General features: G+C 42.9%; 10 protein-coding genes. 4 read left to right on the forward strand and 6 right to left on the reverse strand.

What is annotated here, in order from left to right; all coding sequences use genetic code 11:
- Nucleotides 1–123: 123 nt before the first annotated feature.
- The 3 genes from truA to B3S92_RS11060 form a co-directional block, all read right to left on the reverse strand.
- Nucleotides 124–990 (reverse strand): tRNA pseudouridine(38-40) synthase TruA, encoded by an 867-nt coding sequence (truA, locus tag B3S92_RS11050; RefSeq protein ID WP_296206050.1) that lies wholly within the window; start codon nucleotides 988–990, stop codon nucleotides 124–126.
- A 145-nt stretch (nucleotides 991–1,135) separates the two neighbouring features.
- Entirely contained in the window at nucleotides 1,136–2,227 is a 1,092-nt protein-coding gene (locus tag B3S92_RS11055) for an asparaginase (RefSeq protein ID WP_296206053.1), read from the reverse strand.
- Between the two features lie 85 nt (nucleotides 2,228–2,312).
- On the reverse strand, nucleotides 2,313–3,140 hold the full coding sequence (locus tag B3S92_RS11060; protein ID WP_296206056.1) for a FimV/HubP family polar landmark protein: 828 nt from the start codon (nucleotides 3,138–3,140) through the stop codon (nucleotides 2,313–2,315).
- 329 nt (nucleotides 3,141–3,469) lie between these two features.
- Between B3S92_RS11060 and tgt the strand changes: the two genes are divergently transcribed.
- Both tgt and B3S92_RS11070 read left to right on the forward strand, forming a co-directional pair.
- Nucleotides 3,470–4,621 (forward strand): tRNA guanosine(34) transglycosylase Tgt, encoded by a 1,152-nt coding sequence (gene tgt / locus B3S92_RS11065; RefSeq protein ID WP_296206058.1) that lies wholly within the window; start codon nucleotides 3,470–3,472, stop codon nucleotides 4,619–4,621.
- Between the two features lie 240 nt (nucleotides 4,622–4,861).
- Nucleotides 4,862–5,914 (forward strand): hypothetical protein, encoded by a 1,053-nt coding sequence (locus B3S92_RS11070; RefSeq protein ID WP_296206061.1) that lies wholly within the window; start codon nucleotides 4,862–4,864, stop codon nucleotides 5,912–5,914.
- Nucleotides 5,915–6,002: 88 nt separating this feature from the next.
- On the opposite strand, the gene B3S92_RS11075 is transcribed toward B3S92_RS11070, so the two are convergent.
- The 3 genes from B3S92_RS11075 to dinB all read right to left on the reverse strand — a co-directional run bounded on the left by B3S92_RS11075 (nucleotide 6,003) and on the right by dinB (nucleotide 9,082).
- Entirely contained in the window at nucleotides 6,003–6,485 is a 483-nt protein-coding gene (locus tag B3S92_RS11075; RefSeq protein ID WP_077448007.1) for a GAF domain-containing protein, read from the reverse strand.
- Between the two features lie 100 nt (nucleotides 6,486–6,585).
- Complete coding sequence (gene queA / locus B3S92_RS11080) at nucleotides 6,586–7,773, reverse strand: tRNA preQ1(34) S-adenosylmethionine ribosyltransferase-isomerase QueA (RefSeq protein ID WP_296206066.1); 1,188 nt, start codon at nucleotides 7,771–7,773, stop codon at nucleotides 6,586–6,588.
- A 199-nt stretch (nucleotides 7,774–7,972) separates the two neighbouring features.
- Nucleotides 7,973–9,082, reverse strand: coding sequence for a DNA polymerase IV (gene dinB, locus B3S92_RS11085; protein ID WP_296206069.1), 1,110 nt, complete (start codon nucleotides 9,080–9,082; stop codon nucleotides 7,973–7,975).
- A 249-nt stretch (nucleotides 9,083–9,331) separates the two neighbouring features.
- On the opposite strand from dinB, the gene B3S92_RS11090 reads away from it, so the two are divergent.
- Together B3S92_RS11090 and B3S92_RS11095 are read left to right on the forward strand one after the other, a co-directional pair.
- The gene (locus B3S92_RS11090) at nucleotides 9,332–9,733 is read left to right on the forward strand and encodes a (deoxy)nucleoside triphosphate pyrophosphohydrolase (RefSeq protein WP_296206071.1); all 402 of its coding nucleotides are present in this window, start codon (nucleotides 9,332–9,334) and stop codon (nucleotides 9,731–9,733) included.
- Nucleotides 9,730–12,570, forward strand: a complete 2,841-nt coding sequence (locus B3S92_RS11095) for a DUF3427 domain-containing protein (RefSeq protein ID WP_296206073.1) — start codon at nucleotides 9,730–9,732, stop codon at nucleotides 12,568–12,570. Before B3S92_RS11090 ends, B3S92_RS11095 begins: the two co-directional genes overlap by 4 nt.
- Nucleotides 12,571–12,749 lie beyond the last annotated feature (179 nt).

Here is a 12,749-nt window from a genome sequence, read left to right on the forward strand (position 1 = left end):
TATTTGGGTTAACCCGTTCAAAAAGAATTGTAGGCAGTCATTATACGCAAAATCTAATCATTAAGCAAATTTTAAGGACTAATGACTTGATAAAGCCGGTTTAATTTGCTAGTTACCTAAAATTTACTCAGCTAAGTTCAACCATTGTGGGGCTAAAGGAAGTTTGGGTAGCAGTTGTTGATACGGCTCAGGATAGTAGGCATTGATAAAATACAGCCCATCTGGTGAGGCAGTCGGCGGAGCGATAGTACGGTCTTTGGCCTGCAAAATACGCAAGTAATCTTCAGGCTGTAACTCGCCCTTACCAATGGCGAATAGAGTGCCCATAAGGTTTCTGACCATGTGATGCAAAAATCCATCAGCTTGGATATCAAACACGATAAACTGCCCATGCTCAAATAGTTTGGCATGATGGATATTACGTACGGGCTGATTGGATTGACAGGCAGCAGCTCGAAAGCTACTAAAGTCATGAGTGCCGACAATCTGCTCAGCGGTTTGCTGCATTAAAGCCAAATCAAGCGGCTCATGAATGTGGGTAACCAAATGGTTAAGCATGGCCGGGCGCTGTGGCTGATTTAAAGTGATATAGCGATAGCGACGAGCGATAGCACCAAAGCGGGCATGGAACTCATCAGGCATAGGCTGAATCCAGCGTATGGCAATGTCATCGGGCAATAAGCTGTTAGCGCCGCGAAGCCAGTTATAAATACCGCGCTTGGCACTGGTTCTAAAATGAGCGAGCATATTGCCACCATGTACGCCGGCATCAGTGCGACCTGCTGCCACAACCTCGATGGGCTCATTGGCAATTTTGCTGAGCGTCTCTTCTACCACCTGCTGCACACACAACACCTCTTGCTGTCGCTGCCAACCTCGATAATTTGCCCCATTAAACTCGATACCCAGGGCATAAGTTTGTAAGGGGCTAGTAGTAGCTTGAGCAGGGGTATCAGTCACGGTGTTAGAAGGTTCGATATTAGAGGTCATGAATTCAGCCAAAGTTGAAGTATCAAAAATAGTAAGCACTAAGTAAGTAAACGATTAAATAGTTAAATAAATCCTAAGCTAGTCAGTGCTACAAAGTGCAGGGCGTATTATAAGGGCTTACTGTCTTTGATTGAAATGAAGTTACTTACTGTTTGCCAACACTATAGCTCCAACGTTGGCGACGACGAGCAGGGGTGTCAAAGGCCAAGTGCAACCAAAGTAGGCGGGCATAGACAGCAGGGACAGTCAATCGGCCAGCCGATAATACATGATGCTCATACTGCCAGCTGCCTGCCGCATAAGCTTCACTTACGCCGCCATAAGGGCACTGAGTGGTGCAAACTACGATATGACCGTGCTGATAAAGCTTATCCAAAGTTTGTGCCAGCTGCTCACTAAAGGGAATGTTACCGGCCCCAAAACCCATGAGTATGATGCCCGTAGGAGGCAATTCAAGGAGCGCAGTCAATTGTGAACTTAACCACTCACCACTATTAGGAACACAATAAATAGTAGGAATAATAGCCGTTTTGGCTTGGGAAGTAATGACTTCTAGCTTGTCTTGAGTGTCTTCTATCCAGTTGCGTCGGCGGGCTGCGGGTAGCGACTTCAGATAACTATTGGCAGGATAGCCAGCACGAGTATGACCAGTAAATGCCATTAAATCATGACTGTGAATTTTTTGAACGGTTTGTGCCGGCCAGGATTCACCAGCGAAGGTCACAAATACGCCTGACTCTCCGTGAGCGGCCAAACCAATAGCGTCCGATAGATTGCCCCAAGCATCGCTATGGGGATCAATGTTGTAATTGTGAATGTCATTGGCATCAAATAAGGGGCGCATGCTTGCGGTAAGTGCCAACGAGACATCAGATCCGGCAAAAGCTTCTGCCAAAAAAGAGCCTAAGTAGCTAAGGGTGTCTGTGCCAGTGATTAGCACAAAATGACGATAGCCTTGGGCATACCGGTTTAAAATTAACTGAAAGAAATGACTGAAATCTGAAGGTGACAACTGACTGCTGTCTTTTACACAACTATTTTCTAAAACCTCTATATTGCTGGTCAGGTTTTGTCTGACCTTATCCATTAACAAAGGCAAAAAAGTCGTTGCTGGCAAGGCTGATAAAGGTTTGCCGTAGCTGCCAAAAGTTCCACCGGCATAGATAAGTTGGACTTTGTTGGAAGTGGCTTGATCTAGGGTATGGTCGGTTGAGCTGTCTGTTTTATTTTCTGTCATGATAAAAGTCTACAAATAGCTTTGAGTGTTAGGTTTTGGGCATAAAGTATTATTTAAGAAGCGTCATATAAAGACACCTCCAAAATTAATACAAGCGATCAAGTAGGGATTGGGCAAATGCTTTTTGTTCGGCGGTTCCTTGACCCTCAATCACTTCTTGCACCAAGCGTTTGGCACTATCGTATTCTCCCACATCTAAGTATTGCTGGGCTAAATCTAAAGTTAACTGCACGCTGTCTAACTGTTTAATAAAGTCGAAGGCCTGCATACTGTCTTCAGTTTCAGTTTCAGTTTCAGTTTCAGTCAATAAACTCTCAGGAGTCACTACCTCTTCAGGCTGAATAGCAGCAGCCTGACGCTCTTCAGGGCTTTGAATCTTAATAGGAGCTAGGGTAAAAATACTGGTTTTTGGCAGTTGATTTTCGACGGAGCTGGTTTTATTCTCTGGCTCTGGCTCTGGCTCTGCGATAACTTCTGCTTCTGGTTCTTCAACCAAGTCCACTTGTTTAAATAAGTCTTCTTCTAACTCGGGGCCTGCTTCGTCCAACATCTGTTGTAATTCATCTTCATCCAACAAAGGTGGTTCGGTTGTCTCAGCCGGATCCGGTTCAGCTTGAGGCGTCTCGGGCAGCTCGTTATCAACTGGGTTAGAAGCTGAATTTACTGTCTCGGCCTCCTCATTTTGCTCCAAGGGTTGTTGGCTATTTAGCCCATCAGTATTGCCATTGGTGCTGACATAGGTCGCCCGTGCTTGAGGTTTATTAAGATTGGCATCATTATTTGGGTTAGGCTGTTTATTAGGTTTGGCCAGTTCTCGGGGTTTGGTGGCCGAGCTTTCACTGCGAAAAACAATGAAAAATAAAACAATTAACAACAGGATAACAATAAGGGCAATAATGACTCTTAAGCTCATAGAAGGTTCCTCGCCTTACTGATAGGCTCATCAATGAGAGCAGACAGACGATGTTATAAAGTAAAAAAAGGGCAAGCCGCCGTAATTAATCATGCCTAATAAAAGGCTGCCTTGCTTTTATAACAAAGTAAACTTGTGATTACTAGCAAATTTTAAAATTAGCTGAGCGTTGTTTGTCGAATGTCCCCCGTTGATTTGACGGCAATGGTATAATTATCGATATTCATGAACATATATTTAAATAAGTTAGTTTTTGCTTATTTCAATTCTTAATTCTGTACGTTTTAACTAACCCCTTCATTTTGAATCTATAACTCTGAGTTAATGCTATGCAATTTACCCTACACAAAACTGCCGCGGGCGAATCACGTGCGCGCCGAGGCACTGTTTCTCTTGCTCATGGCGAGATTAGAACCCCAGCTTTCATGCCGGTTGGTACTTACGGCACGGTTAAAGGCATGTTGCCTCGTGACATCGAAGACATTGGTGCTGATATTATCTTAGGTAATACCTTCCACTTATGGCTGCGTCCTGGTACTGAAGTGATTGATAAATTTGGTGGTTTACATCAATTTATGAACTGGAATAAGCCTATTTTGACCGACTCAGGCGGCTTCCAAGTGTTCAGTCTGGGTGCCATGCGTAAAATTACCGAAGAAGGTGTGGCATTTAAATCACCTATTGATGGTGCCAAAGTATTCTTATCGCCTGAAAAGTCGATGCAAATTCAGTATTCATTAAACTCTGACATCGTGATGCAGTTTGATGAATGTACACCATATCCGGCTACCTATTCTGAAGCCCAGAAGTCACTTGAGCTGTCACTACGCTGGGGTCAGCGCTGCGTGGATGAACACAAAAAACTAGGCAACACCAACGCATTATTTGGTATTGTGCAGGGCAGTATGTATGAAGATTTACGTCGTCAGTCGATGGAAGGTCTATTAGACATTGGCTTTGACGGTTATGCCATTGGAGGTCTGTCAGTGGGTGAGCCCAAAGAAGAGATGATCAGCGTCTTAAACTACATGCCTGAGCTGATGCCTGCGGACAAACCTCGCTACTTGATGGGCGTGGGTAAGCCAGAAGATATCTTAGAAGCGGTGCGCCGTGGCGTAGATATGTTCGATTGCGTAATGCCGACTCGTAACGCGCGTAATGGTCATTATTTCGTGACGGGTAATGAAGAAAACCAAGGTATTGTGCGTATTCGTAACAGTCAATACCGTGAAGATATGGGGCCACTAGATCCAGAATGTGACTGCTACTGCTGCCAAAACTTCACCCGCGCTTACTTGTATCATCTGAACAAGTGTAAAGAGATGCTGGGCGCACAGTTAGCGACCATTCATAACCTGCGTTATTATCAGCGCTTGATGCAAGGTATTCGTGATGCAATCGATAACGATACCTTTGATGAGTTTGTGGCTGATTTTTATCAAAAACGTGGTCAAGAAGTTCCGCCACTTGAGCTAAAATAAGCCAACAAACTGCTTAAAATTGAATAGTAAATGATGCCCTTTAATCTAATGATTGGAGGGAATTTTTTATACCTATATATGGCGAGTAGGCTGCAATCAATATGTGTGGTTTAGAGTTGTTTGTCATAAAGTTATCTATTATAGGGGTGCATACAGTTCAGCGGATACATATAACTCAGAGTGCCCAAGCCCAACTGGTATACAATGAAGGCTGTAGTAGATCAATATAAGGATATAACCATGATCTGTTTAGCCCGTTCGAAAATGATGTCAGCACGCCTCTTATCTCAAGTAAGTCTGTTTTCATTCGTCACTGCTGCCTCTTTGATCACCGTGCAGCATGCTTCAGCCAGCTCCTATCAGCAAGTCTATGAGGTGGTGTTTAATGAGGCATTGCAGCCTGAGGTAAGCGGTGAGCAAGCTGACGCTGAAATTCAACAAGAATTGGCGGTATATGAAGCAGGACAACTGCCTGCCTATAAAGTAACATCAGGTCAATTTACCAAAAAGGTCAGGGAAAAGCTGGCGACCCGATCAGAGCAAACCTTAAATGACGAGGCCGACTATTACGGCCGATTAGATAAGTTGGTACATAGCAATGGCATCTGTATGGCAGGCACCTGGCAGATAACCGAGTCGGGTAAAAACGGCGAAGGTCAGCCTTACACCGGTATGTTTGCTAAAGATGCCAAGTCACTGTTTATCGGGCGTTTATCCGTGGCGTTATCGGATACCAAGCAAGGCGAACACCAAGCATTCGGAATGGCTGGCAAGATATTTGGCACCAATGACCCCACACAGAGTGTTACTACCGAGAGTTTTTTTGTTGCTGATGTATTGACCGGTGCCCTTAGAGACAGCGTGTTTGTCGCTCCTATGACCAACAAGCCCAAAATCGGATTTCGCTTTAGTGTTTTGAGTTTGGGATTGAAAATTGGCCCGATATTTTCTAAAGCTGATAAAGACGCGGGTATGCGGCCGATAAACGGAATTGCTCAGATGGGTCTGGCTGCGGATGCCAAGCCAGTTTCACCGAAATATATGATGCTATCTCCAATGAAACCGGAGAATTATCAAATGAACCCAGGCATTGATTTTCGTCAGGAGTTTGCTTTAACTCCGCAAGAGACTGCGAAAAATATCACCCGTGATTTTGCGATATATGTATCAGAAACGGCCACGAAGCCAGAAGATAATGGCTGGCAACATATTGGTTATATTAAAGCCGATAAAACAGCGGTGTCTTATGGCTGTGATCGTCAGCTGCACTTTGCACATCCAAAAGTGTCTTAATGTTTTGAAAGTAAAAAAGCAGAGTCATTTGACTCTGCTTTTTTGTGGTTATTGAAGGTTTTATTGAACAAAGGCGATTTAACCAAACTTACTTAAGCAACTCAACCAACTGCTCCAAATATTGCCCATCGACTTCATCAAACGTTGCTAGTTGATCCGAATCAATGTCCAACACAGCGGTAATCTCGCCGGCTTCATTTCTTACCGGAACCACAATCTCTGACTGTGATAGAGACGAGCAAGCAATGTGATTCGGATGAGCATTCACATCATCGACAATTTGAGTTTTTCCTGTTGCCCAAACTTCACCGCACACACCTTTGCCATGATTGATACGAGTGCACGCCAGTGGTCCTTGGAATGGGGCAAGGATTAGCTGATTCGACTCAGTATCAACTCGATAAAATCCAATCCAAAACCAGTTAAAGGTGTCTTTTAACAAGGCCGTTAGGTTAGCCATATTAGCAATTAAATCACTTTCACTGCTTAAAATGGCTTCGGCTTGCTTAAGGAGCAGCTCGTATTTTTCGGCTTTGGTGGCAGTGGCATCAACGGGAGTAAGAGTATGCATGGCGGTATCTCATTTGTTATACCCCGTCACAACAATGGAACGGGGTTAGGGTATTTATAAAGGTCTACATAAATCATAAATAGTGTGTTATTAGCGATGATTATGACTCGTTTCGCTCAAGCAACATGGCATCACCATAACTAAAGAAGCGGTACTTTTGAGCAACGGCATGTTCATAAGCCTGCTCGATAGGGGCTTTACCGGCAAAGGCAGAGACCAACATTAGTAGCGTTGATTTGGGTAAGTGAAAGTTGGTCAACAGCTTATCAATCACGCCAAACTTAAAGCCAGGATAGATAAAGATATCGGTATCGCCAGACCAAGCAGAAACCTCGCCTTGGTCATTGGCCGTCTTTTGATACGCGGTCTCAAGTACGCGGGTCACTGTGGTGCCAATGGCAATCACTTTATTGCCGTTTTGATGGGTTTGATTAATCAAATCTGCGGTGTCTTGCGGCAAGTTGGCATACTCGCTGTGCATGGTGTGATTGAGTAAATTATCGGTCTTCACCGGCGCAAAGGTGCCAGCGCCAACGTGCAAGGTGACATAAGCGGTGTTAACGCCTTTATCGGCCAGTTGCTGCAACACTTTATCATCAAAGTGCAGGCTCGCTGTCGGAGCAGCCACGCTGGCAAGTTTGGTCGGGTCATGAAACACGGTTTGATAACGCACATTGTCAGTTTCATCGGCATGACGTTCAAAGTACGGCGGAATTGGCAATTCACCATACTGCTCTAAGTCCGGCAGGATTGGATTTTTGAAACTTAAAACAAATAGGTTTTCATGACGGCCAATCATCACACATTCTATATGGCCATCACCTAATAAAAGCGTCTGCCCTAACTTTGGTGCCTTGCTGGCACGCACATGGCATAACGCCACATTATCAAAGCTTTGTCCGTTCTCATCAGTAGTGAACTCAACATCATCGGTCAGTCTTTCAACCAAAACTTCTACTTTGCCACCGGTGTCTTTTTGGCCAAATAAGCGTGCTTTCATCACCTTTGTATCGTTAAACACAATCAAGTCACCTGCGTCTAAAAGATCAGGCAAGTCAGCGAAGTTTTTGTCCTGAATATCAGCAGTGCCATCCGTTTGCGCCATATTAGAAGCAGGCAAATACATCAGGCGTGACGCACTGCGCTCAGCCAGGGGATAACGGGCAATATATTCATCGGGTAGCTCATAATCATAATCAGCAACACTCAGATAGCCTTCTGTTTCGGTGATGTTGGTTGTCATATTGTTTGAGCTGTCGAGTTGATTTTGAGGGGTAGGCTGAGTCATAAGAGGTCTTTAATCGGTTCAAAATAAGAAGAGGGTCTGCTGCAAGCCAAGGCTGCGCGCAATGGGGAGTAGTTTAACAGAAATGCGAGTTTTTTGAGTTGGGTTTTAGGTCAGTTTGGGTTGCCGTTGTTGTTTATTCATTGATTATTAATTGGCTGTTACTTATCGATAAACTGTTGTTATGCGCCACGAGTTAGCACTACAAACCAAACAAATCAGGCTGAGTATTTAGATCATCTAGGCTAGTGAGATTGGAGTAGGTGACCCCGACCAAACGAATGGGCAGATGACGTGGGGCGTCGGCGAGCAGTTTTTGTAGCCAATAATGTGCAGATTCGGCAGAAGGAAATGGCGTGTTCAAGGTGTGTGAACGGGTAATCTGAGTAAAGTCTGAATACTTAATTTTGAGGGTAATTGTGTGGCCGCGTCGTCCTTTTTTGGTCAGCTGCTCAAAAGCATCGGCGTTTTGTTCAAATATTTGCACTAACAGGCTTTCAGTATCGCTCAAGTTATCGCGGAAGGTAGTCTCTGAGCCGACTGATTTGTGTTTTCGTTCGGCTTTGACCGGTCGTGTGTCATTACCGTGGGCAATTTCGGAATAAAAGCGGCCGCGTTTGCCAAACTCATATTCTAAGGTGTCCACCGGCGTTGCGCGCAAATCTGCGCCAGTGTAAATACCCATTTCATGCAGGCGCTTGGCGGTGGCCTTGCCGATACCGTGGAAGCGCTCGATAGGCAGTGTGGCAATAAAGGCATCGGCCTGATCGGGAGTGATGACGGCAATGCCATTGGGTTTGTTAATGTCAGAGGCAATCTTGGCGAGCATTTTGTTAAAAGACACCCCGGCTGAAGCGCGCAGTTGGGTCTGCTCATAAATTTGTGCCCGTAGCCAGTTTGCCATCAAGGTAGCCGAGCCGTGATGTTCTTTAATCCCAGTGACATCCAGATAGGCCTCATCGAGTGATAACGGCTCGACCAAATCGGTCAGACTGAGCATAATCTCGCGGATTTGTTGACTGACCTGACGATACACCTCAAAGCGGGGACGTACGAATATCGCCTCAGGACAGCGCCGTTTAGCTTCATAGCAAGACATGGCCGAGCGCACGCCAAATTTGCGAATCTCATAACTGGCTGCAGCCACCACACCGCGGCCGCTGGGGTCACCGCCGACCACCAACGGTTTACCGCGCAGCTGTGGGTTATCTCGCTGCTCAACACTGGCATAAAACGCATCCATGTCGAGGTGAATGATCTTGCGCTGCGGTTGGGTGTCTTGGATTAGGCTTTTGATAGTGGACTGGCTCATACCGCTATTATATAGGTTTGGCTAACGGGTCGCATTGGGTGTTGATTTGAGAGCGGGTTTGGGATATTACAGTATGCGAATGGATGAGGTCTTTAAAGTATCGCTGTATTGATAATTTAATTCATTATATATAATCTTTAAAAACATAACGATTGGTTGATAATCAATTTTGACAGTCATTTAATGCTTATAATACATATAGAATAATACTTAAAGGTGTTGATTAAAACAATTAGGAGTTTGAACTTAATGAAACAACTGAAAGTAGCGGCGGCAATTATTATAAATAACGGTAAAATACTTTGTGTCCAAAGAGGGCTTAATAAATTTGACTATATTTCAGAAAAGTTTGAATTTCCTGGAGGAAAGATTGAAGCAGGCGAATTGCCATCAGATACGGTAGTCAGAGAGATTCATGAAGAGTTAAAAATGAATATTGCTGTTGAACAAGACTTTTTAACTGTTAATCATGAGTACCCAGACTTTAAGATTCAAATGCACTCTTTTATCTGCTCTACACCAACGAGAGAGCTTGAGTTATCAGAACACATCTCATTTAAATGGCTAGATGTTAGTGAGCTTGGGGACTTAGATTGGGCTGCGGCTGATGTTCCTATTGTTGATAAGCTGATTAAGGAATTAGACCAATGACTGAGGCCATATCTCTTAATCAAAGCCTGAAAAAGAGCTTTATTGACAAACATTATAATGCTAATAAAAATTATCAGGCTGCTTTACTGACCAATGATAAAAAAGAAGGTAAGAAGTTTTTATCTGCCTTATTAAAGGAGTTAAATGGCTGTGATGAGTTTTATATTTCTGTCGCTTTCGTGACAAATAGTGGTGTCGCAACCATTATTAATTGTCTGCAAGAGCTTGAGAAAAGAAACGTTAAAGGAACGCTGCTTGTTTCACAATACTTAAACTTTACCCAGCCTGATGCGTTAAAAAAGTTGTCCAAGTTTAAGAATATTGTTCTAAAAATTGCGACCAATAACTTTCACTCAAAAGGTTATTTGTTTAAACACGGTCGTACAAATAACGTTATTATTGGCAGTAGTAACCTTACGGCAAGTGCTCTTTGTTCCAATAAAGAATGGAATCTAAAAGTTTCAACCACTGATGATGGACTGCTGTATGAGCAGGTCATTAGTGAGTTTGATAAAGAGCTTGCGATAGCGAAAGATGTTACGCCTGACTTTATTCAAGAGTATTCACAGATTTGGAATAGAGCAAAGCTACTCAGAGAACAGGTTAAGGTTGCAGCGGAAAAGGTCATACCTGAATCAGTCACACCAAATCAAATGCAACAGGAAGCTTTAAAAAACCTAAGTGATTCACGTAAACAAGGTAAGAATAAAGCGCTTATTATCTCTGCAACGGGGACAGGTAAAACTTACTTATCGGCTTTTGATGTACAGCAATATCAGCCCAAGAAGTTCTTATTCATTGTGCATAGAAGAACGATTGCCGAAGAGGCAATGCGAACTTTTAAAAGCTTATTAGACCCTAAAATATCTATGGGCTTGTTCTCAGGTCAACACAAAGAGACCGAGTGTGACTATCTGTTTTCGACTGTGCAAACCATATCAAAACAAGAGAACTTAGATCTATTTAGTCCTGAGCACTTTGACTACATCGTTATTGATGAAACGCACAGAGCAGGCGCGCAATCATACAAGGCGATATTAGACCACTTCAATCCTGGATTCTTACTAGGAATGACAGCGACACCAGAGCGTACAGATGGGGCTAATATCTTTGAGCTATTTAGTTACAATCTTGCTTATGAGATTAGACTGCATCGTGCGCTAGATGAAGGCATGCTATCACCGTTTCATTATTATGGGGTAACAGATATTACCGTTAATAATGAAGTTATTGATGAGCATTCCAACTTTAACAAACTGACTAGCAATGAGAGAGTGAACCATATCATTGCCAAATCCAAATTTTATGGTACCGACTCTGGAGAAGTCAGAGGTTTAGTATTTTGCTCGACTAATAAAATTTCAGCCCAACTTGCCGATGAGTTTAACAGGCAGGGCTATCCTTCTATCGCTTTATCAGGTGCAAGCTCAGAGAGTGATAGGCTAGAGGCGATTCGACGATTAGAAAGTAAAAATAGTGACAAGATTGATTATATCTTTACGGTAGATATTTTTAATGAAGGTATCGACATACCGAGCGTGAATCAAATCATCATGCTAAGACCGACCCAGTCTGCCATTATCTTTGTGCAGCAATTGGGCCGAGGTTTGAGAAAGGCAGAGGGGAAAGAGTATTTAACGGTTATCGACTTTATAGGCAACTATTCTAATAACTATTTGGTGCCAATTGCTTTGTATGGTGACCGCTCATTTAACAAAGATACTATTCGAAAACTGATTCGTAGTGGCAGTGACTTAATTCCAGGTGCATCGACTGTTAACTTTGACGAGATAGCGCGAGAAAAGATTTTTGAATCTATCAAAAATGCGAATATGCAAAAGTTGGCGGACTTAAAAAAGGACTACGAGGACCTAAAACATAAGACGGGTACAATCCCAATGATGATGGATTTCATCAAGTACGGCTCAAGAGACCCGTGGTTATTCGCGTCATATTCAAAGTCTTATTTAAACTTCGTTAATAGAGTTGAAAGCGATTATCAAGGCACAGTTTCGCCAGATTTAAAGACACTTCTCGAGCTATTTACGCTTAATATCAATAATGGCAAGCGTGTTGAAGAAAGTCTATTACTACGACAACTGGTTGAAGAGGGTAGTCTACACAAAGACGACTTTATCAGTGAAGTAAAAAGCACGTATGGCTATTTTGTTGATGACAAGACTATTGAGTCGCTGCTGATTAATATTAACTTTAACTTCATCAAAAAAGACTATGACAATATTAGGCTAGAGAATAACGTCTTTAGCTTGGGTGAAGACTTAAAAACGGCATTAGCGAATAATACGTTTAAGCTATTTTTTGTTGATTCGATTGAATATTCCATTGCCACGTTTAACGCTGTTTTTGCTGATAAAGAGTATGTCAATGGTCTACTTAGATATCACAAATACAGCAGAAAGGACGTTTGCCGACTATTGAACTGGGAACAAGATATCAGCAGTACCGTTTACGGCTATAGAACAAGAAATGAGGTCACGCCTTGTTTTGTTACCTATCATAAAGCAGACGAGTTAGAAGGTGATATTAATTACAACGACCACTTTATCAATCCTTCTGAGTTTGCTTGGGAATCACGCTCAAACAGAAAGCTTAGCAGTGCGGAGATTAAGAACGTCATCGACTCTAAGCGAATACTTTTATTTGTCAAAAAAGAAGATGGCGAAGGTACAGACTTTTATTATTTAGGTGACGTTGCTATCGAGTCTGATTCGATTGAGCAAGGGGAAACTGACAAAGGACAGCCAGTCGTCCATTTCAGATTCCTGCTCGATAAGCCAGTAGAAGACTCGCTTTATGATTACTTGATTCAGGAATAAATTCTTTATTAGTTAAGTTAACCTGAGTTCGGGATAAGCAGGTCAAAAAAAGGCAAAAAAAAGAAGTCCAAAATTGTTAAAGTTAAGGTACCAACAAAAACTCAACAAAAAGGACTTCTTACATGGACAACCTAACCGAATTATACTGCCATATTGACGATGATGTATGCTGAAAAAAA

The organism is Psychrobacter sp. UBA3962, from assembly GCF_002385225.1.
In the GTDB taxonomy this organism is placed as follows: Bacteria; Pseudomonadota; Gammaproteobacteria; order Pseudomonadales; family Moraxellaceae; genus Psychrobacter.